The 20,736-nt window shown below is 37.7% G+C and carries 20 protein-coding genes; 15 read left to right on the forward strand and 5 right to left on the reverse strand.

Annotated features, from left to right (window positions below; all coding sequences use genetic code 11):
* The first annotated feature begins 22 nt into the window (after positions 1–22).
* The gene (locus T546_RS0109965) at positions 23–574 is read left to right on the forward strand and encodes a cysteine hydrolase family protein (protein WP_026891485.1); all 552 of its coding nucleotides are present in this window, start codon (positions 23–25) and stop codon (positions 572–574) included.
* A gap of 192 nt (positions 575–766) precedes the next feature.
* Here the strand turns inward: T546_RS0109965 and T546_RS25915 are convergent, their stop codons facing one another.
* Positions 767–1,060 carry a hypothetical protein gene (locus tag T546_RS25915; protein WP_242842216.1) on the reverse strand — a complete coding sequence of 98 codons (294 nt, stop codon included), beginning with the start codon at positions 1,058–1,060 and terminating at the stop codon, positions 767–769.
* 3 nt (positions 1,061–1,063) lie between these two features.
* Positions 1,064–1,759, reverse strand: coding sequence for a carotenoid biosynthesis protein (locus T546_RS23240; protein WP_242842217.1), 696 nt, complete (start codon positions 1,757–1,759; stop codon positions 1,064–1,066).
* A gap of 160 nt (positions 1,760–1,919) precedes the next feature.
* Here T546_RS23240 and T546_RS0109975 point away from each other — a divergent pair, with 160 nt between their 5' ends.
* A complete protein-coding gene (locus T546_RS0109975) occupies positions 1,920–2,480 on the forward strand; it encodes a TetR/AcrR family transcriptional regulator (protein WP_242842218.1) in 561 nt (186 codons plus the stop codon).
* Between the two features lie 497 nt (positions 2,481–2,977).
* On the forward strand, positions 2,978–4,936 hold the full coding sequence (locus tag T546_RS23245) for a glycoside hydrolase family 9 protein (protein WP_084326295.1): 1,959 nt from the start codon (positions 2,978–2,980) through the stop codon (positions 4,934–4,936).
* Between the two features lie 188 nt (positions 4,937–5,124).
* On the opposite strand, the gene T546_RS0109985 is transcribed toward T546_RS23245, so the two are convergent.
* The gene (locus tag T546_RS0109985; RefSeq protein WP_026891487.1) at positions 5,125–6,003 is read right to left on the reverse strand and encodes a DMT family transporter; all 879 of its coding nucleotides are present in this window, start codon (positions 6,001–6,003) and stop codon (positions 5,125–5,127) included.
* 226 nt (positions 6,004–6,229) lie between these two features.
* Here T546_RS0109985 and T546_RS25010 point away from each other — a divergent pair, with 226 nt between their 5' ends.
* The 10 genes from T546_RS25010 to T546_RS0110035 all read left to right on the forward strand — a co-directional run bounded on the left by T546_RS25010 (position 6,230) and on the right by T546_RS0110035 (position 16,075).
* A complete protein-coding gene (locus T546_RS25010) occupies positions 6,230–6,913 on the forward strand; it encodes a helix-turn-helix domain-containing protein (RefSeq protein ID WP_084326298.1) in 684 nt (227 codons plus the stop codon).
* A 63-nt stretch (positions 6,914–6,976) separates the two neighbouring features.
* On the forward strand, positions 6,977–7,903 hold the full coding sequence (locus T546_RS0109995) for an acetylxylan esterase (RefSeq protein ID WP_026891488.1): 927 nt from the start codon (positions 6,977–6,979) through the stop codon (positions 7,901–7,903).
* 581 nt (positions 7,904–8,484) lie between these two features.
* Positions 8,485–8,895: a peptide deformylase gene (locus T546_RS0110000; protein WP_026891489.1), complete on the forward strand. Its 411-nt coding sequence runs from the start codon at positions 8,485–8,487 to the stop codon at positions 8,893–8,895.
* Positions 8,896–8,935: 40 nt separating this feature from the next.
* Positions 8,936–9,388 (forward strand): thioredoxin-dependent thiol peroxidase, encoded by a 453-nt coding sequence (gene bcp, locus T546_RS0110005; RefSeq protein WP_026891490.1) that lies wholly within the window; start codon positions 8,936–8,938, stop codon positions 9,386–9,388.
* Positions 9,389–9,391: 3 nt separating this feature from the next.
* Positions 9,392–10,132 (forward strand): peroxide stress protein YaaA, encoded by a 741-nt coding sequence (gene yaaA, locus T546_RS0110010; protein ID WP_026891491.1) that lies wholly within the window; start codon positions 9,392–9,394, stop codon positions 10,130–10,132.
* 131 nt (positions 10,133–10,263) lie between these two features.
* On the forward strand, positions 10,264–11,244 hold the full coding sequence (locus T546_RS0110015; RefSeq protein ID WP_034598858.1) for a VanZ family protein: 981 nt from the start codon (positions 10,264–10,266) through the stop codon (positions 11,242–11,244).
* Positions 11,245–11,362: 118 nt separating this feature from the next.
* Entirely contained in the window at positions 11,363–11,836 is a 474-nt protein-coding gene (locus tag T546_RS0110020; RefSeq protein WP_026891493.1) for a MarR family winged helix-turn-helix transcriptional regulator, read from the forward strand.
* A 362-nt stretch (positions 11,837–12,198) separates the two neighbouring features.
* Positions 12,199–12,612 (forward strand): metal-dependent transcriptional regulator, encoded by a 414-nt coding sequence (locus T546_RS0110025; RefSeq protein WP_026891494.1) that lies wholly within the window; start codon positions 12,199–12,201, stop codon positions 12,610–12,612.
* 227 nt (positions 12,613–12,839) lie between these two features.
* Positions 12,840–15,080 carry a right-handed parallel beta-helix repeat-containing protein gene (locus T546_RS0110030; RefSeq protein ID WP_026891495.1) on the forward strand — a complete coding sequence of 747 codons (2,241 nt, stop codon included), beginning with the start codon at positions 12,840–12,842 and terminating at the stop codon, positions 15,078–15,080.
* Between the two features lie 86 nt (positions 15,081–15,166).
* Positions 15,167–16,075 carry a helix-turn-helix transcriptional regulator gene (locus T546_RS0110035; protein WP_026891496.1) on the forward strand — a complete coding sequence of 303 codons (909 nt, stop codon included), beginning with the start codon at positions 15,167–15,169 and terminating at the stop codon, positions 16,073–16,075.
* A gap of 261 nt (positions 16,076–16,336) precedes the next feature.
* Here the strand turns inward: T546_RS0110035 and T546_RS0110040 are convergent, their stop codons facing one another.
* Positions 16,337–17,248: an AraC family transcriptional regulator gene (locus T546_RS0110040; RefSeq protein ID WP_026891497.1), complete on the reverse strand. Its 912-nt coding sequence runs from the start codon at positions 17,246–17,248 to the stop codon at positions 16,337–16,339.
* 68 nt (positions 17,249–17,316) lie between these two features.
* A complete protein-coding gene (locus tag T546_RS24590) occupies positions 17,317–18,477 on the reverse strand; it encodes a DJ-1/PfpI family protein (RefSeq protein ID WP_051629723.1) in 1,161 nt (386 codons plus the stop codon).
* 457 nt (positions 18,478–18,934) lie between these two features.
* Here T546_RS24590 and T546_RS0110050 point away from each other — a divergent pair, with 457 nt between their 5' ends.
* Both T546_RS0110050 and T546_RS25700 read left to right on the forward strand, forming a co-directional pair.
* Positions 18,935–19,738, forward strand: coding sequence for an SDR family oxidoreductase (locus T546_RS0110050; protein WP_026891498.1), 804 nt, complete (start codon positions 18,935–18,937; stop codon positions 19,736–19,738).
* A 15-nt stretch (positions 19,739–19,753) separates the two neighbouring features.
* A complete protein-coding gene (locus T546_RS25700; RefSeq protein WP_207641313.1) occupies positions 19,754–20,452 on the forward strand; it encodes a nuclear transport factor 2 family protein in 699 nt (232 codons plus the stop codon).
* The last annotated feature ends 284 nt before the right edge of the window (positions 20,453–20,736 follow it).

Below are 20,736 nucleotides of genomic sequence, written 5' to 3' on the forward strand. Positions count from 1 at the left end.
TATGAGAAGAGAGGTAGTTGCTATGAAAGTTGGTTTGATTTTGATAGATATTCAAAATGATTATTTTAGGGGTGGAAAGTATGAATTGGTTCATCCAGAGCAAGCAGTAATGCAGACGAATAAAATTCTTGGTTTTTTTAGAGAACAAAATTGGCCGATCTACCATGTGCGCCACATAAGTATAAATCCAGGTGCTGTATTTTTTATACCAGACACTACTGGTGCTGATTTTTATAAAGATTGCAATCCTGTGGGCGGAGAAGAAATCATAATTAAGCATAGACCTGATAGTTTTTTGGGAACGAGCCTGAAGGATAAACTGGAGGAAAAGGGGATTGACACTTTGGTTGTGTGCGGTATGATGACGCATATGTGTATTGATACAACTGTCCGATCCGCCGTTAATTACGGATACTCTGTTGAACTAATCGAAGATGCAGTTGCGACGAGAGATTTGGTATGGCGAGGAATCACCGTTTCAGCAGAACAGGTTCAGTATGCATATATGGCAGCGCTGAATGGAACGTTCGCTAAGGTTCAAAATGCGGATGCGTGGATTAAAGAGCATATGTAAGCCCCATCAGCTTAAGGCGGCCTCTTTTTATACCTCTCTTTGTATTGTGAAGTCTGCGTTTAGATATATCGAAAATAAAGTGGGAAATTATTGAGTCATGGAAGTTTGTTAACACAAGAAAAGGCTGCTGGAGCGTTTCCAGTAGCCTTTTCCTATCTAAATCCTTGAATCATGATACTTTATAGTAATTATTTATTTAACTTGTTGGGAACCCTTAATTTCGTTTTGAATAGCTTTTTTACTTAAAATATAAATTCCACTCCAGCCTAACAATAATAACACCTGTGCCAGTACAACAAGCCATAATATCTCCATGTACCCACCAAAAATACAAAATAAGGTATTAGCCAAAGGAAAACCCAGGAAAGTAAACATGATAGGAAAATCTTTTTTGAAATTCAAAGAGCTAATAACCTTACGATCCCAGCACTTGAAGAAGGCTAATGCTAAAATTACCACTGAAATTGCAGTTAAAGAGACCAGCATAACTCATTGCATATTAGAAGTTCTGTTGAAAAATGGTCCCATAAAATTAAAGAAATTGGATATAGGTGAAACCAAACAAACTAGAGAAAGAATGGAAGCCAGAACTGGATATATATAACCAATTAGCTTACTGTAACCTTTCTTTTTATGCCACCATTCACCGATTAAAATAAAGGCAGTCCAGTATCCGGCTATATAAATCCATCCTGTAAAATTCATGACGGGTTCCCCATATATTAAAGGTTCACCAGGAATCGGGTAATAACTCCACCTGCCAATGATACCTTCCGAAGTTTGAAAAATCTGTTTTACTGCGACTGGATCCAGTGAAAAGTCAAAAATCATAGCACTAAGTCCAGCAATGAATGGTTTAGTCCATGACGGTATATTAATCGTCTTCAAAACACGTAACGTTGAATAAACGATAAGAAACTCGATAATTGGAACAGTTATTGGTACATTGAATATCATTAGGATACTTTTCCCATATGAGTAAAAACCTTCTTTCCCTATAGATCCCATAAATACAGCAACATTTTCAAAGACCGAAGCGTAAAAAAAGACAAAGCATACGAATTGCATTAATACAATCTTAGGACGCTCTTCGTTATCAATTATATAAAAAACCATTAAAGTGGCAATAATTAAAACTAAAACATCTTGTATTATCCATACAGGAACCAGCGTTATATTTCCCATTGCATTACCTCCATTTTAAATTTTTATTGAGTTGAACCGCTCAAATATATTATAATTACACAGTGTTACTTAATCAACAGGCAGTTCGATAACGTTACGTTCGATATCTTACAAAACACAAAAGTATTGTTCGTTTACTGATTTATTTAAGGAGGATTATATGGCATACGAAAAAGCAGACCAACGAGTGAGATATACAAAGATGGTTATAAAAAACAGCTTACTGGAACTAATGAGAGAACGTTCTATCAGCAAAGTTACAGTAACCGATATATGCAAGAAAGCAAATATAAATCGCAATACTTTTTATTCACATTATGCGAATCAGTTTGAACTTTTATCAATTATTGAAGATGAGTTATATGAAGAAATTAGGCAGGTTGTAGGACGTACTATGAACCTTGAAGCCCCTGGAAATCTATCATATGAAATTTGCAAGTATATAAAAGCAAATAGGAATATATGCGAAGTACTATTTTCAGAAAATGGGAATAAGGATTTATTAGAACGTATTCTTTATATCAGTCACGATTTTAATATTGAAAAATGGAAAAATGAAGCAAAGCATATCGATCAAAAGTCAATCGATAATTGGTATACATTTACAGCATATGGCAGTATAGCAGTAATAGAAAAGTGGGTCAATAGTGGTATGAAGGAAAGTCCCAGTAAAATTGCTGCTTTTATTGATAAAGCGACACAAGCAATACCGAAATATTGAATGAATGAACCATCTAATGATAATAACCTGTAAATTTTACAATATCGAAAGAGCAAAAGAGCGATTTCTTAGACATATGAAATGTCTATCAATTCTAGTAAGTGTCTTATCGCTATCTATACATGTCCGAAAGATCAAAATCCTTGGCAAGGCGTCTGCAAGGAGATACTTATCAGACGTGTACAATATCGTTTTTCATCCATCGAATGGCCAAATTGTTACAGAGAGATAATCTACTATCTCATAAAATATAAAAATGATTTTAATAAGGTTGAATTAATTCAAGAAGGAGTTATTGGGAAAATTACTATATCACCTCATTTTTGATTGATTAATATAATGAAAAAATAATGTATTTAACAATATCTATAAATTAGTTTACAAAATAACTTTTTATTTCCTTTATATTATATAACTGAAACGAATATAAAACGCCGGCAGCATATTGATTCAGTTATATCCTAACTAAATGTTAAAATCTAAAGGAGGAAATAAAAATGAATGTTAATTCTTCAAGAAAAACTTTTACTAAGGAACATGAAAATATGGGTGAAAATCCAGACTTAACAGGGCTCGAATCAGCAAATATTGCAAAAGCGCAGTCGAATTATAATTACGGAGAAGCTTTACAAAAAGCAATCATGTTTTATGAGTTCCAGCGCTCAGGAAAGCTTCCGAAAACCATCCGGAATAACTGGAGAGGGGATTCCGGTCTGACAGACGGAGCAGACGCCGGAATCGATCTGACCGGCGGTTGGTACGATGCAGGTGATCACCCCAAATTTAACCTGCCGTTGGCGTACACGGCTGCTATGTTGGCATGGAGTGTTTATGAATCAAGGGCTGCCTTAAAACAGAGCGGTCAGCTTGATTATTTGCTGGAGGAAATCAAGTGGGCAACCGACTATCTGATAAAATGTCATCCATCTGCCAATGTATTCTACTATCAGGTAGGTGACGGCAATATTGATCATAACTGGTGGGGACCTGCAGAGGTGATGCAGATGGTACGTCCTTCCTTTAAGGTGGATTTATCAAGGCCCGGTTCTTCCGTAGCGGCTGGGTCAGCAGCAGCTTTAGCAGCCGCAGGTGCTATATTTGCAGAGAGCAATCCTACTTATGCCGCAGAATGCATCCGCCATGCCAAGGAGCTGTTTGCTTTTGCAGATAACACAAAGAGTGATGCAGGTTATACTGCAGCCAATGGTTTTTACACCTCCTTCAGCGGTTTTTATGATGAACTTAGCTGGGCAGGTACCTGGCTGTATCTTGCAACAGGAGAAACCACTTATTTAAACAAAGCAGAATCCTATGTGGGAAACTGGGGAACGCAAGGACAGTCCAATACGATAGCTTACAAATGGGCTCATAACTGGGATGATGTACATAATGGTACAGCAATCCTTCTTGCCAGAATAACAAATAAAGCAATCTATAAGACAGCAACAGAAATGCATTTGGATTATTGGAGCACCGGTTATAACGGAGATCGTATCTCCTATACACCAAAAGGCCTTGCCTGGCTGGATTCCTGGGGAGCTTTGCGTTATGCAACTACCACAGCTTTCTTAGCAAGTGTTTATGCAGACTGGTCCGGCTGTACCGCTTCCAAGGTAACTACTTATAATACCTTCGCCAAGCAGCAGGTGGATTATGCACTGGGCAGCGCAGGACATAGTTTTGTGGTTGGCTTCGGTGAGAATCCTCCGAAGAGACCTCACCACAGAACTGCTCATAGCTCTTGGGCTGACAGTCAGTCAGTTCCTACTTATCACAGACATACAATCTACGGTGCTTTAGTTGGTGGTCCAGGAAGAGATGACAGCTACACCGATGATATCGGTAATTATGTAAATAATGAAATTGCCTGCGATTACAATGCAGGATTTGTAGGGGCCCTTGCTAAATTATATGGCAAGTACGGTGGAACGCCCATTGCTGATTTTAAAGCAATCGAGCCGGTAACCAATGATGAGTTCTTTGTTGAAGCCGGAATCAATGCCTCTGGCAATAATTTTATAGAGATCAAGGCACTACTAAACAACCGTTCTGGTTGGCCTGCTAAAATGGGAGATAAGCTGTCCTTTAAATACTTCATCGATATTTCAGAAGCGACAAAGTTGGGATATAGAGCTTCTGATTTTACGGTAACGACCAATTACAATAACGGAGCTGTGGTATCCAAATTATTGCCATGGAATGAAGCAGCTAATATCTACTATGTCAGTGCAGATTTTACCGGAACCAAGATTTATCCCGGCGGTCAGTCTGCTTACAAAAAAGAAGTACAGTTTCGGATTGCAGCGCCAGGCTCAGTAACCTGGAACAATGCCAATGATTTCTCCTATAAGGATCTTTCTGGAGTCACCTCCGGAAATACTGTAAAAACTGCTTATATTCCGGTATATGATGCAGGAGTAAAAGTATTTGGCAATGAACCTGGTGGTACCGTATAGTTCTACCATAAAAATTGGGCATGCGAAATAGACATAGTTGTTGATAGACATTCTTGGCGTTCTTTCATTGTATTCATTAAATCCCCAAACCAGATAACAGTGGTTTGGGGATTTTTTAATACTCATTTTGTGATAGGCGGATGCTGAATCCATTCCCTACCACATATTGACTGTTTTTGATATTGATTTCATGTGATGACTTTATCTTTAAACAGTAACGCAGCCAAAAGACCTATCAGCACTAGAGCCCCGCCGATGATATGGTAAATCGTGAACGATTCATTCAGTACAATTACGGCAAATACAGCGGTAAGTATCGGTTGAAGCAATGTAAGTATTGAAACTGTGGACGAATCAATATAACCGAGAGCATAATTGATTGAAAAGTATCCACCAACCTGTGTGATCAGGCCCAAGCATAATAAATAGGCCCAGGATGACAGGGAGAAACCATATAACGGGCTTCCCGTAAAAATGCAGCAGATCAGTAATGTAATGGTACACCCTAAGAAAGTGAAAAATACGACCTGAATCGTGCTGTTGTTCTGTCTGACTTCTTTTACCGATAAAAGATACAGTGCAAGAAATATACTTGCAATAATAGAAAACACAAAGCCGGTATCAATTTTCATATGTATGATATTGTTGAATCCGATGATTATAGCAACCCCAAGAATCGCAATTCCATTGCCCGCCCAATGGAAACGGTTCAATTTTTCCCGGAAAAGCAACATTGCCCCTATCCCGACCCATACCGAAGAAAGATTTACAATCAATGTAGGAAATGTCGTATTGGATAAAATTACAGCCGTATTCCAGAATACCAGTTCAAAAGCGAAAAACATGCCGCCCAGTAAAGAAAAGCAGATTCCTATTAAATTCATATCCTTGGTCTTTACCCGGATATAGAAGGGGAATATGAATAACGTGGCGAAAAATACCCTATAAAATGAAACAGATATGCCATTGACATGAGCCTTCTTTACAAAGAATGCCGATATGGATATGCATGCAATTCCAAAGAACAACAATATCCAGGGCAGCTTTTTTTGTTTTCCTGTATTCATACTTTTACCAGCCTTTTTTCTATTAATTATTGATATTTAAACTGTTTTATTATAATTCATTTCAAAATCCTGGTCAATACAGTTGCGATATCTAATATAGAATAGGATTCACTTGCAACCTGGGAAAACATGTATGGGCTTAAGCTATGCAACACAGACAGGCAACTATCCTTTGCTTGATTTGCCTTTGAGTCTGCGATATTCTGAATATAAGGAGGTAACTCTTATGTTTGATATAAAAAAATTTGGTGCATATATTTCAAGGCTTCGTAAGAAAGCAGACATGACCCAATCTGAACTTGCTGAACAGCTTAACGTGACCCGTCAGGCAATATCAAAATATGAGTGCGGAGACAGTTTCCCCGATATATCCATTTTAATTGAGGTTGCAGATGTTTTCGGCATCACTCTTGATGAACTTATTAGTTCTGGCCATCCAACTGAAAAGGAAGCCGTCATTCTTGAAGGTGCTGTGAAAGGGCAAGATTTATGCAGTGAATTGGACAAAGAGTGCATATCCGACATTGTAAATATCGCACCGCTACTAAAGCCCCGTTTGCTTGACAAAATGGCAAAAGGTCTTGCAAAACATGGAATAGATATTTCAAGCATTGTTTCACTTGTGGAATACATAAATGACGATACAGTTGTCAAACTGCTGGAAAATGCAACGTATGAAACAATCAATGAAACTTTGCTTGAGCGATTAATTCCGTTTCTTGACGGAAATTCAATTTCTATAATATTTCAAAAAATCCTTGAAGGAGATCTTGATTATAGATTAATCAGGATTATGCTGCCGTATGCAGAATATATCTATCCTCAAGTTGAAGCTGCTGTTTTATATGGTGCTCTTAACAGGAAAGCGCTTCAAATTCTAAGAGATTATGAATCCCAAAATGATAGATGAAATATTATTGCAAAGGAAATGAAAGATAAAAATTAAAATGGTAAGTAAATAAGGAGGTAAACAATGTATTCAGAATTCGATGAATTTAAATATTATCCAATACCTGAAGATGTAGATAAATGGGTAGAATCTATATGGAAAATGGCTAACTCAATAAAATGTGATGTTGAAGTTCTTTCTGACAATGGATTTTCCTTCAGTTTTGGGATCAGACACGTAAAAAATGAGTTTAGATATGTGAAATTCAAGCCTGAAGGTATGGAGGAATTTTATGGGTACTGGCAACCAGTAATGTATGGACCAGCACCATTACTAATCCATACTCCTGGATATAGTGCAGAAATCAGTACTCATCCAGAACTTGTGTCACAAGGATATAATGTTCTTCACATTTCACCACTAGGATATACTACGCCAAATGGACCAAATGAAAGCAAACAACGGGATAATACTTGGCCTGTATTGGCTGACACGATAATAAGCCATGCCGAAAAAGGATATAAAGAATGGCTTGTAAACTGTATTTTAGCAATTAAGTGGGCAATGGAGCAAAATGAAGTAATAGAAAATAGGATTTCATTTTTTGGAACAAGTCAAGGCGGAGGTTGCTCTTTGTTATTAGGTTCGATTTTTAAAGACAAGGGAGTAAGATGTGTAGCGGCAGATGTACCTTTTCTTACTAATTTGCCTATGGCAAAGAGTGTGGGAGCTATTACATATAACTACGAACCACTTTGTTCAATTGATCATATAGATGGTGGCTGGCAAGCTTTGGGGTTTGTAGACACTATTTCTCATGTTAAAAGATTAAATTGTCCTGTATTACTAACTGCAGGTGGAAAAGATAATATCTGTCCTGCTGAAGCTATAAAATCTTTATCTGAAATATATACTGGTACTTGTTCTTATAATTACTTTAATAACTTAGAGCACAGATGTTCAAGAGAATTTGTAATGCTTTTATTATCTTGGGTACGTATGTATGCTTGACGGTTATGCACAAGAAATGTATGGGATAGCATCGTGTTAAGTTTGAGATAGGAGTTGTTGATTAATAGTAAATACGTAAATACATTCTAGGCAATTTTCTGGTATAAGGGGACTGTAGTGCATTCTATCATAGAAGAACCGAGCGTAGCGAAGTTTTATAAAGATGTGCCACTAGAATTGAATATGACAAAAATGAGTTTGTTCTAACCCCTGCGCTAAATGAAGAGTAAAGCGGATAAAAATGAAATTTATGACAGACATATTTTAGTTAATGGATAAGCCGGGGCAAGTGTAAAGCAACGAAATTCATTTTGTTAAAGTGTTTTTTATTCTGTGAATGTGTTATAATTTATATGTAAAAATGAATCACGGTGTAGTTCAAATAATATCTATTTATCCCAGGAGAATGTTGGTTGTAGCAGAAAGGTTATGCCAACTTGACTGATTAAAACAATTAAGTAATAATACAGTAATAAAAGATAAACATTAGCGTAATTGTACCGTATGGTAAATACGTGATTGCCTTGGTAGAAGAATGCTCTGAAATGCAGCAATCTTGAACAAATGAAAGAAGGTTTTTAATGATTAGATCAGTAATGAAGGATGTCATTTTCCTGAATCAGAAGTCGGAACCGGCAACGGAAGAGGACAAGCAGGTGGTTCAGGATTTGCTTGATACTTTAAAAGCGAATGAAGCAGGCTGTGTAGGAATGGCGGCTAATATGATTGGTGTCAAGAAGAGGATTATAGCAGTGAATATGGGTTTTGCAAATATTGCTATGATTAATCCAGTGATTGTAAAGAAGTCTGGTGCGTACGAGACGGAAGAAGGCTGTCTTTCTTTAACTGGAGTTCGCAAGACCACCAGATATAAGGATATCGAAGTGGAGTTTCAGGATATGAATTTCAATAGACAGTGCCAAAAGTTTTCCGGATGGATTGCACAGATCATACAGCATGAAGTCGACCACTGCGATGGCATAGTGATATAGAAGGATTTAATACTTAAAATAGGAATCAGGAGGTCAGATTATGATAGAAATAGGAACAAAAGCACCAGCATTTTCATTGCCGGATCAGAATGGATTGATGCATACGTTAGAGGAGTACAAGGGAAAGAAGGTTATTTTATATTTCTATCCAAAGGACAATACTCCGGGCTGTACCAAGCAGGCTTGCAACTTTGGAGAGCTGTATCCGCAGTTTAAAGAAAAGGGAGCTGTGGTTCTTGGGGTGAGCAAGGACAGCGTGGCATCTCATAAAAAATTTGAGGAAAAGTATGGGCTGCCATTTACATTGCTTTCTGATACGGAGCTTACCTGTATTAAGGCATATGATGTCTGGCAGGAAAAGATGAATTATGGTAAGGTCAGCATGGGAGTGGTTCGAACCACATATCTCATCGATGAAGATGGGGTAATTGTAAAAGCCTTTGATAAAGTGAAGGCAGAGGAGAATCCGGCACAAATGCTGGAGCAGTTATAGGATATGAAGATAATAATTTCTCCGGCAAAGAAGATGAATGAGGATACGGATTCCATTGAGATTACCGGAATGCCCGGATTTATTAATGATGCTAAAATATTGATGCATGAGATGAAGTCCATGTCCTTATCAGAGGGGAAAAAATTGTGGAGATGCAATGATAAATTAGCAGAATTAAACCATAAGCGCTACAAAGATATGACTTTAATTCATAGACTGACACCAGCAGTAATAGCATATGAGGGCTTGCAGTATCAGCATATGGCTCCGAAGGTGCTTACAACCAGAGCGCTTTCGTACTTATCAGATCATTTGCGGATACTGTCAGGCTTCTATGGAGTACTGAGGCCCTTTGATGGGGTAACGCCATATAGACTGGAAATGCAGGCAAAGCTTTCCGTGAATGATTGTAAAGATTTATATGATTTCTGGGGAGACCGGTTGTATCATAGCCTAATGGACGATGACAGGATTATCCTTAACTTGGCTTCCAGGGAATACTCACAATGCATCGAGAAATATATCACACCTAAGGATCGGTTTATTACGATTGAGTTTGGTGAGCTGGTGGAGGGGAAAGTAAAGCAAAAGGGAACAATTTCGAAGATGGCTCGCGGTGGTATGGTACGGTTCATGGCAGAGAATAATATTTCTGATTTAAATGGTCTCAAGGATTTTAAGGAACTGGGATTCACTTACTCTAAGGAGCTTTCCAGCGATTCAAAATACGTATTTTTGATGTGAGATGAGAGATTTCCATGAGAATCAGTAAAGAGGTATCGCTTATTGCCTTATATTCAAAGATAATCATAGATACGTTTATTTAGATTCAAGAGGGAAAAAATTATGATAATCTGTGAATGGAGGTATTAAGAATGGAACGCAAACAAAAAGAACTACCGAATGGCAATAAGTTGTTATCGAATAATTCTGAGGTTATTAATACCAGATTACGCAGATTTATTCTTGCAGGAACCATAGTATATGCAGTTTTAATTTTGTACTTCATGTTCTTTGGGTTTAATAGATTGGATCCGAAAAGCAGTTATAATCAATATACTTTTATATTTGTCCCAGAAGGGATTCCCCTAAGGTTTCCGAAACTAACGATGTCATGGTTATACGATTTTGGAAACATTGCTGCTTTTATCCCTTTTGGAATTATATTTCCGTTGCTGTATCGAATCCGCTTTAGAAAGTTCATCCCATTATTTATATTAGTGATCGCCTTCTTGGAGGTGCTGCAGTCTTTGACTTTCCTGGGGACGTTTGATGTTATGGATATTATATCCAATACATTGGGGGCGATCATAGGATTTGTTGCTTATAAAGCAGGGTTTTCCTCAGAGATCACCTTTAAAAAGCTAATTGCTTCGACCATCTCTATTTTTATACTATTTATTGGGATTATGACTGTTTCTGAAGCAGTTGATTATGTTGTGCATGTGAATGAAAGAATAGGACCTGTTGAAGCAATAAACGAAATAAGCTCAACCGCACCGGAATCTGAAAGTATTTCAACTTTCACGGTGCAAGGTGAAAAAATAGAGCCTGCACTAAATTTGTTTAGCAGTAAGGATGGGATTAGCAAGGAGTATCAATTTAATCTGAATAAGAAAAGTTTGTGGTTCTATGCCAATTGTGGTATTCCCGACGGAGAAGAATATAAAGGGTCGGTTATGATTATGGTTAATGGAGAAGAACTGATTCAATTTAGTGATAAAGACGAAGATAAAAATGTGTGGAGAGTGAAGACGTTTATTGATACAGATATAGAAGATTTTAAAATTATTGTTAACGGAAACGCTAAAGTATGGGACGTTGGTATCGCAGAAATAAAGCATTGGTGGGAGTAATTACCATTACGATGAAATCAACTAATCGCTTTTTCCGTTAATAATAATTTATTTTCATTTGCAAAATATAGTAAAATAGTGACTTGACAAAAGTGTATAGCAACCATATACTGTTGGTATGGAAAAAAGTAAAAATAACAATCATAAAATTGCAAATGAATCATTAGACTTGGCGTTTGCCTTAATGGAACTAGATAAAAAGACGCGATATTACGGAACGGATGTTCCGATTTTTCACTCTGAAATTCATGTAATAAAGGCAATAGCCGAACATTCCTGCATTCATGTAGGAGGGCTGGCGGATATCCTGGGTGTAACAAAGGGAGCTGTTTCCGAAATTCTCAAAAAGCTGGAGAGAAAGGCTCTGGTAAAAAAGGAAGTTGATGAACTGAATTTATCCAGGTATCTACTGAGTCTAACGGAAAAAGGAGAAAAAGCCCATAAAATTCACATGCATTACCATGATATTATAGACAGCATGGTGGAAGATGAGCTGGAAAATGCGACTGAGTCAGAAATACAATTTTTGTCAAATTTTTTGTCAGCCTTAATAAACAGGATTGAAAACTTTGATGAAAATATGATTAAATAAAAATTTTGCATAAGTGTATGGCAACTATACACATTTTGCGCATAGCAGTTAGGAGGAACTAACATTAAAAAGAAAATAATAAAACATCAAGTCTTTGATAGTAGTGAGGCCAGGGAACGGGAGTATCAACAAAAATTAAAAGCTGACCAAAGAATATTCCAATCATTTTTTAGTTCTTTTTTCCAATGCTTCCGTGTTCCATTTTATCCATATGATTTTACTAAATTTCCAGAAATCGATCCGTTCATCGATCAAACAGAGGATAATGAGAATAAAAAGTATTAATAGTCAAAAACTTTAATTTTGCCAAAGAGTATAGCAACTATACTCATTGTGTTGAAATTCAAAATGGAGGGGTAGATGTGAAACAAAATAAGAGTCATCATTTGGAGAAAAAACTTAGTCCTTCAAGGGAGGAATATTTAAAGGCTATATATAAGCTTTCTAAAAAAAATAAATTAGTACGCTCCATTGACATTGCGGTATATTTAGGAGTCACGAAGCCTAGCGTTCATAGTGCTGTGAATGAATTGCAAAAAGAAGGACTGGTTATCAAGCCTTTGGGTGGTGAAATAGAGCTCACGGAGGAAGGCCGTAAACGAGGAGAGATTATTACAACTAAGTATCAGATTATAAGACAATTTTTAATTACCTGCTGTCATATGGATGAATTGATAGCAAGCGCAGACGCCTGCAAAATGGAACATATTATCAGCAATGATGCCATTTTTGCTATAAAGAAATATATAGGGTTAGAGCAAGGAGATGCTCTTTGAAGAATTACAGATTTGCTATTAGTTACAAAAAACTTAATATTTAAATATAATTATTCCAATTTGTAATGATTCTTATTCCCATTAATTTGTAAACTGATGTAAGCCGATTAAATGATTGAGGCTTATATCTACGTATTGATTTTAAAATCAGAACCTATCTGGCAGTGAACTTAAATCCATGCGCAGAAGCCGTATTTGAAAATAGAGTTCATTACGGAGGAAAAATTGTGAATAAGAAAAAAGGTGGCATGTATTTAGTTGTAATTCTGTTGATTCATCTATTTGTTTTTAATTGGTATGGGGTAACTGCAAAGGCGGCTTCCGTATATTATGTTTCTACGACGGGAAATGACAAAACGGGAACCGGTACATTATCAAATCCATGGAAAACCATACAAAAGGCAGCAGATGTCATGAAAGCCGGAGATACCTGTATCATACGAGGTGGTACATACCGGGAAACGGTAACACTTTCTACTTCCGGAACTTCTGCAAATCCCATAGCCTTTAAGGCTTATACAGGAGAGCCAGTAACAGTATCCGGTGCCGATCCAGTCACTGGCTGGGTAAAGCACTCCGGATCCATCTATTATGCGACCATGGCTGATTCTCTTGGTACCCAAAATCAGATATTTGTTAATAAGCAAATGCAATTTGAAGCCAGATGGCCAAATTCTGCAACGCTCGATCCCTTAAATTCAACACTTGCAGCAGTTGATTCTGGTTCCGCCACGACCATCAAGGATGGAGATTTAATTCAGGCAGCAGGATACTGGGTCGGTAAAACGGTTTGGTGTGTTCCGGGAACAGGCTACAAATCCTTTAAAAGTACTATCACAAGCTCAAGCTCCGGCTCTATTACCTTTGATAAAATGGATATTGGAGCTAAAGCTGGTAACAGCTATTACATGATCGGAGATCTTAAAGATCTTGACAGCTCAGGAGAATGGTATTATGACAGTGGTACCAGCAGGCTTTATTTATGGGCACCTGGTGGAGTTAATCCGAACTCTCTGACTGTGGAAGCAAAAAAGCGGACTTATGCGTTTGATTTAAGTTCCTGTTCTTACATAAATATTACCGGAATTAATATCTTTGCTTCCAGTATTAATATGTCTGCTTCTAATTACTGTAAAGTCTCTGATATGACTGCGGAATACATCAGTCATGATTCCGATGTTACAAACCAATACCGTACAGGGATATTTATGTCTGGCACCAATAATGAGCTTAGAAATAGTACTTTGACCTACAGTTCCGGTAATTTGATCAGTATACAGGGAACCGGAAATAAGGTAATTAATAATCTTATGCACGAAGCAGATTATTCTGCAGCAGATATGCCGGCGATCTATCTGCTGGGGGCAAACCACCTAATCAGTCATAATACGGTATATAACGCTGGGCGCCATCTTATATTTATGCCTACCCAAAATAGTCGTATACAGTATAATGATCTATACAATGCAGGAAAGCTGACAAACGACTGCGGAATCGTCTATGAGTTTGGCTGGGATGGGAATGGGACAGTGATTGATCATAATTTCATACATGATAATCTGGCAAAGAATTATTCCGGCACTGGCATCTATCTGGATAACGGCAGCAAGGGGTATATCGTACACCACAATGTTGTATGGGGAAACTACTCTGGGATAAGGCTGAATACACCCAGTAATTTTAACCTGATCTATAATAACACCGCTTACGGTAACGGAAATATAGGATACTGGGGAAGTGATTTTCAAACAGATATGTATGGTGACAGAATTTTTAATAATATATTTACAACGGCCTTTACATTGCCTGGTACTCATATAGAGAAAAATAATATTACCTCAGGAACCAATCCTTTGTTTGTGAATCCCACAGCACATAATTTCAGGCTGCAGGCTGCTTCTCCGGCTATAAATGCAGGAGCTGTAATACCTGGAATCACGGATGGTTATGTTGGCACGGCACCGGATATTGGAGCATATGAGTATGGCGGAACGGATTGGACTGCCGGGCATAATTTTGCTTCACCACCAAACCCGATTTTTGAGAATGTCAGCATACTTTATAATAATAACGTGAGGCAATCTGATTTTGAGAAAGGGGTAGTCTCACCCTGGATAACAACGTATTCACGTACTGCTGCAAGTGTATCTTCATCAAGGAGCTGCTCTAAGAGTGTTAGACTGGGTACCGGAGAAGATGGTATCAAGCAGGTACTTACCGGGCTAAATCCTGATACCAGCTATATATGTACTGCCTGGGTTAAGGCAGACCCAGGGGAGCAGATTCAGATTGGTGTTAATGGTTTTGGTGGAACAGATGTATCTGCTTCATCTGCCAGTACGACCTGGACAATGGTAAGCATTCCTTTTAAAACCGTAGCAGGTGCCACCAGTGCAACGGTGTATGCGTGCAAGAAGCCTGGTTCAGCATATGTCTATGTGGATGATTTTGGGGTAGTAGAAGATTAAAATATAATACTAAAACTGCATTCAACCACTTGACACACTGTTGTCATGTTCTTATTCTATAATAGAATAAGATTGGAGAATAAATCATGCAGATAAACAGACTTTTTGAAATTATATATCTTTTGCTGAACAAAAAGTTTACGACTGCCAGTGAACTGGCAGAATATTTTGAGGTATCAGTCAGAACCATTTACCGGGATATCGATACGCTGTCTTCGGCAGGAATCCCGATTTATGCCCTTCAAGGAAAGGGTGGCGGAATTTCCCTGCTGGATAATTACGTTCTGGATAAATCAGTTCTATCGGAACAAGAGCAAAATGAGATATTATATGCGCTACAAAGCCTGTCAATAACACAAGCCCCGGAGGCGGATAAAGTTCTTGCTAAATTAAGCAATCTTTTTAATAAGAATAGAACCAGTTGGATCGAGGTGGATTTAAGCCCCTGGGGCAGTGATGATAAAGGGATAAGTCAATTTAAGCTTATAAAGGATGCAATTTTAAGCCATAGAATGATTGAATTCAATTATTTTGGCTCTTCGGGTGAAAAAACGGTACGCAGAGTTGAACCAATGAAACTGATTTTTAAAATAAATGCCTGGTATTTGCAAGCCTTCTGCCTGACTCGAAATGCAATAAGAATGTTTAAAATTGTAAGAATGTCAGACGTCCAAATGACACAGGAAGTTTTCATCGAAAAAATGCCGGAATCATTACCAAGTGGCAGTCAAACACAGGAAGACTCAAAATGGATTGAAATATGCTTAAAAATATCTGCTGATGGTGCCTACCGGGTATATGATGAATTTGAAGAGAAAGATATAACTAAAAATAAGGATGGCTCCTTCACAATCATTACCCATCTGCCTGAAAATGAATGGCTGATACGCTATATCCTATCTTTTGGTGCCGACGCCGAAGTGGTAAGTCCACAACACATACGTGATACGATTGAAAATGAGTTAAATAAAATTATCTTGAAATATAAAATATAAAATATAACCTGACGCGATGTTGTCAGGTTATATTTAGGGATATAGATAGGAGATGTTCTTAAAAAAGCAAAAACGTGATTTTTTGTGAACTGTGGTTAGTCTCTGCTTACTAATCAACAAATTTATGCATAGTAAACAGCGTGCTCGATACCATAAGAATATGGCAAATACATTTATTAAAAATACGATTATTATAAACACATGGTTATGGGAGTCTGCTTAAATAATAAAAGCGGGGCGTAAAATATTGTAATTTATATGTTACAGCATGGTGCAATAGATAGCTCTGAATTCAGAAGGAGAGTAGCCGAAGTTTTTTTTGAACATCCGTCCAAAATGTGTTATATCAGAAAAGCCCACTCTCTCAATAATCTCAGAAATAGGTAATAGAGTTTCTTTGAGCATTTTCGACGCTAAATACAGTCTTAGTCTAATAAGATAATCCATTACTGGATAACCTGTGATTTCACGAAAACGTTCTGTTAAGGAAGTTCTATTGATATGGAATTTATCCGTAAGCTCCTGTATGGTTATTTTATTCATATAATTTGTGTACAAATACAGAATGATCTCTTTGATTTCACCAGGGTCTTTATCAAGTTCCACGCTTTCAATGGTCTCATCAATAATTAGCAGTCTTGACAATAAAAAAAGCATTTCAATTAAATAGGTTCTGCTTCGACAGGGCCAATCTTTATCCATTTGAATGTCTAAGGCATTTTTAATATTCTCTATAATGTTACGGATCCTTTGCGTATTGCTGGGACCAAGATGCAACAGACCTGTAAATTCATTTGTTTTTCTTAAAAACGGATTTAACCAGTATAGGTCTTGTATTTCATTAACAGATAGCTGATTATTAGTTGCTTTAAGTACAGGAAAATCGAAATGTTGATTGATGATTTGTGGATGAAAGATGATAACGTTACACTGAAGTGATACTTCTGATTCCAAAGAAAATGTATCTGTTTCATTCAGACAGAGGGCCGATGGAGCTACAAGGATTTGCGTATGATTATTAAGAGTAAGTAATCCAGTACCTGAGATAACAAAAATCATTTTATAATAATCTCGCTTAATTGCGCCATCTGAGAAGCAATTTTCACTTGTATGACAGATTGGAAACTGAAAGCCTGGATAAAAGTCCCTTCCTAATGTAAAATACGTACTCATACGGCACCTCCTGAGCAATGATATTTTTAATTATATCACTGCTCAGGAAAAAAATATAGAATTCTATCTCAATGACCAAGTATTTTTAACTCTTCACACAGCTTTAATCCGAAAGCCACAGAAGCATCTGGATTTCTTCCTGTTACAATATTACCGGATACAACAACCTCTTGATCAACGTATTTAGCATCATGGTTGGTTAATTCCTTAATGCCATCGCTCCAGGGGAACATGGTTGCTTTTTTGTTTTTAAGAAGACCGGCTCTTGCCAGAATTGGTGGTGCCGCACATATTGCTGCTATCATTTTGTTTTCTTTATCTGCATCCTTTAATAGGCTTCTGAGATCTGTATCATTCCACAGACTATTAATTACTCCTGTACCGCCAACGATAACGATTCCATCATAATCCTTTGATTTTGCATCGGAGATTAAAATATCAGTGGTACAAGCAGATCCATTTAACCCAAACGCTGTTGAGGTAGTGCTTGCTACCGTCACATTAGCTCCATTTATCTCAAGCAGCGTTTTAGGAGTGTAGAACTCTACATCCTCAAAATCTTTTGGAGCTACAACGATAAGTATGTTTTTAGAAAACTTTCTAATGTTCAAAGCATTACAGATAGCAAGACCAAAACTTTTCGATGCAGCTGGATTCTTGCCTGTTACGATATTTCCGTCAGTAACAGTCTCTTCATTCACATATATGGCACCTCTTGTGGTAAGCTCCTTTATTCCATCGTCCCAAGGGAACATGGTAACTGTTTTATCCTTTAAAATTCCTGCCTTAGCGAGAGCAGGGGGAGCTGCACACATAGCTGCTACTATTTTGTTTTGAGAATTAAATTGCTGAAGCAGTGTTCTCAATTCTTCGTTATCCCATATATGACTGATAGCGCCTGTTCCTCCTGGTAAAACGATGGCATCGTAGTCATCAGCGTTAGCATCACTAATTTTGATGTCTGGTGTTATCCTAAATCCATTAATACCAATCGCTGGATCCATTGTTGTACTTGCTACTGTTACCTCTGCTCCGTTAGCCTTTAAAATAGCCGTAGGTTCAACCACTTCACAATCTTCAAAATCCTTAGGTGCAATCACCATAAGAACTTTCTTCTTTGGAGATGTTTCCATTGCGCTAACGGTTCTGATTGGCCCACATACAAGAGCTCCTATTACCATAAATAAAGTCACTGCAAAACAAATCACTTTTATGAATACTCTCTTCATCTCAATTACCTCCTTCTAATATCCATAGTTTATCAAATGTGTATTTGTTCTGTAATAGCGGATCATCAGTGCTTTTCGGCGTATTAACAGGCGGTTGCAGAAACAATTGAAATATTTACATTTTTACAACATTTGAAAAAAGTGAATGGAATAAAAGCAGTAAAATATAATGCAGTTAGATTTATAGGGAAAGAAGTAATCGTCGGAAAGAAAAATCCTGTTCCAGATCTATGGAAAAAGATGTTATACGATGGAACAAATGTTGATTCGCTATATCCTTTCCTTTGGCGCCGATGCAGAAGTGGTAAGATCACATCATATACGTGATACGCATCTGAATGAACGAAATAAAATAACTTTAAAATATAAAATATAACCTGACACGATGTTGTCAGGTTATATTTTATATAATGGAAAAGTGTAAGCAATCTTTCAATCAGAATAAGGAGGTCTATTGATGGAACAGTCAGACCATACAACGATGGATTCCAAGGAGCTTAAGGGAAAGCGTGTTCTTGTAACAGGCGGTACGAAGGGGGGAATGGGAGAGGCAATTGTAAAGCGCCTTGCAAAAGCTGGGGCTACAGTGATAACGACAGCGCGAACCACTCCGGATGAATTAAAAGAGTCAAAATTATTTATACAAGCCGATATCAGCACACCTGAGGGCACTGCGAAAATAGTGGAATATGTACTGGAACAATTTGGCGGTGTGGATATTCTGGTAAATAATGTAGGTGGTTCTTCAACACCCACCGGCGGTGTTTTGCTGCAATCAGATGAGGATTGGCAGCGTACCTTTGATACCAATTTATTTGCTGCGGTTCGCTTGGATCGTGGATTACTTCCGCCGATGTTAAAACAAGGCAATGGCGTCATTCTGCATATCACGTCCATACAGCGTCGGTTTCCAGGTGAAAATACTATGGCGTACTCAGCGGCTAAGGCGGCTCTTGGAAATTACAGCAAGGCGCTTGCGACAGAACTTGCGCCAAAAGGAATTCGAGTTAACAGCGTTGCCCCCGGATTCACGGAAACGAAGGCAGCTGAACGACTCATAGAACGAATGGCACAGGAACGTGGATGCGATTATAAGGATGCGAGGAAGATTCTAATGGATTCATTGGGAGGTATCCCAATCGGGCGCACCGCACGTCCGGAGGAAATAGCAGAACTGGTTGCATTTCTTGTTTCAGACCGCGCTTCCTACATAGTGGGCGCGGAGCATACTATTGATGGCGGAATTGTCCGTACCATATAAAGGAGAAGAATAAATATGACAAACTATAAAAATCAATTACCTAAAGCTGTTGAAATGCATTTTCAGGCAACTAACTCGGACGACCCTGAGGCCTTTCTTTCCATATTTGCGGAGCATGCTGTCGTAATGGATGCGGGAAAGGTATATCATGGGAAGCCAGCCATTAAAGAGTGGTGTGAACGGGAATATTTTGGTGTACATCTAAGGCTTGAGGTTATCAATGCAGTTTCCGTTACTGGAGAAATTGTTGTAACTGCAAAATGTGATGGTGATTATAATAAGGCTGGTCTGCCAGATCCATTGTTTCTTGATTTTCATTTTTCCATGGACGGGGATAAAATTACACGGCTTTGCAATGTTATCTCCTCTAACAGCAGAGCAATTCCATTGCCGCAGCCGGTAGCAGCCTTTTATTATGCTTCAGATATTCTTGATGAGAGTCTTCTTTCAGGCTGTTTTGAGGAGGAGGTCATGATGATCGATGAGGGGAAAGCATACCATGGACCCAAATCGGTCAGTGGACATATTCTTGAAGCAAACAGGTCTGCAAAGGTTATGACTGAAATCACTAATTCTATAGAGAAAAATGGTGAAACAGTTGTGACTGCCATTATTTCTGGTGATTTTGATGGCAGTCCTGTTCCATTGGATTTCCATTTCACTCTAAATGAGGACAAAATTAAAAATTTAAATATTATAGTGGCAGGAGAATAAGGTAGCTGTAGAAATTCTACCATCTTCGTACTATAATATCATATTTCCTTAAAGCTTTGAAAATTCACTCCCTTTGTCAAAATAGATGATATAAATTCTTTTAGAGAATGGCTAAACAAGAAACTTAAATGGATTTATTACTGATACAAGTCTATAAGAAAATCTAAAACTGGTAATTTAGAAATGAAATAATTTGATTGTATAAGGAATTATGATATAATGAACATACAAAATGCAAACGTAAAACATTTATTTTCATTATTTTATAATACACAGGCATTATT

The sequence above is a fragment of the [Clostridium] aerotolerans DSM 5434 genome (assembly GCF_000687555.1).
Taxonomy (GTDB): Bacteria; Bacillota; Clostridia; order Lachnospirales; family Lachnospiraceae; genus Lacrimispora; species Lacrimispora aerotolerans.

What these genes read in the sequence shown, in the direction of transcription:
- T546_RS0109965 (WP_026891485.1), top strand. Translation starts at nt 23, where the DNA reads ATGAAAGTTGGTTTGATTTTGATAGATATTCAAAATGATTATTTTAGG.
- T546_RS25915 (WP_242842216.1), bottom strand. Translation starts at nt 1,060, where the DNA reads ATGCTGGTCTCTTTAACTGCAATTTCAGTGGTAATTTTAGCATTAGCC.
- T546_RS23240 (WP_242842217.1), bottom strand. Translation starts at nt 1,759, where the DNA reads ATGGGAAATATAACGCTGGTTCCTGTATGGATAATACAAGATGTTTTA.
- T546_RS0109975 (WP_242842218.1), top strand. Translation starts at nt 1,920, where the DNA reads ATGGCATACGAAAAAGCAGACCAACGAGTGAGATATACAAAGATGGTT.
- T546_RS23245 (WP_084326295.1), top strand. Translation starts at nt 2,978, where the DNA reads ATGAATGTTAATTCTTCAAGAAAAACTTTTACTAAGGAACATGAAAAT.
- T546_RS0109985 (WP_026891487.1), bottom strand. Translation starts at nt 6,003, where the DNA reads ATGAATACAGGAAAACAAAAAAAGCTGCCCTGGATATTGTTGTTCTTT.
- T546_RS25010 (WP_084326298.1), top strand. Translation starts at nt 6,230, where the DNA reads ATGTTTGATATAAAAAAATTTGGTGCATATATTTCAAGGCTTCGTAAG.
- T546_RS0109995 (WP_026891488.1), top strand. Translation starts at nt 6,977, where the DNA reads ATGTATTCAGAATTCGATGAATTTAAATATTATCCAATACCTGAAGAT.
- T546_RS0110000 (WP_026891489.1), top strand. Translation starts at nt 8,485, where the DNA reads ATGATTAGATCAGTAATGAAGGATGTCATTTTCCTGAATCAGAAGTCG.
- bcp (WP_026891490.1), top strand. Translation starts at nt 8,936, where the DNA reads ATGATAGAAATAGGAACAAAAGCACCAGCATTTTCATTGCCGGATCAG.
- yaaA (WP_026891491.1), top strand. Translation starts at nt 9,392, where the DNA reads ATGAAGATAATAATTTCTCCGGCAAAGAAGATGAATGAGGATACGGAT.
- T546_RS0110015 (WP_034598858.1), top strand. Translation starts at nt 10,264, where the DNA reads ATGGAACGCAAACAAAAAGAACTACCGAATGGCAATAAGTTGTTATCG.
- T546_RS0110020 (WP_026891493.1), top strand. Translation starts at nt 11,363, where the DNA reads ATGGAAAAAAGTAAAAATAACAATCATAAAATTGCAAATGAATCATTA.
- T546_RS0110035 (WP_026891496.1), top strand. Translation starts at nt 15,167, where the DNA reads ATGCAGATAAACAGACTTTTTGAAATTATATATCTTTTGCTGAACAAA.
- T546_RS0110040 (WP_026891497.1), bottom strand. Translation starts at nt 17,248, where the DNA reads ATGAGTACGTATTTTACATTAGGAAGGGACTTTTATCCAGGCTTTCAG.
- T546_RS24590 (WP_051629723.1), bottom strand. Translation starts at nt 18,477, where the DNA reads ATGAAGAGAGTATTCATAAAAGTGATTTGTTTTGCAGTGACTTTATTT.
- T546_RS0110050 (WP_026891498.1), top strand. Translation starts at nt 18,935, where the DNA reads ATGGAACAGTCAGACCATACAACGATGGATTCCAAGGAGCTTAAGGGA.
- T546_RS25700 (WP_207641313.1), top strand. Translation starts at nt 19,754, where the DNA reads ATGACAAACTATAAAAATCAATTACCTAAAGCTGTTGAAATGCATTTT.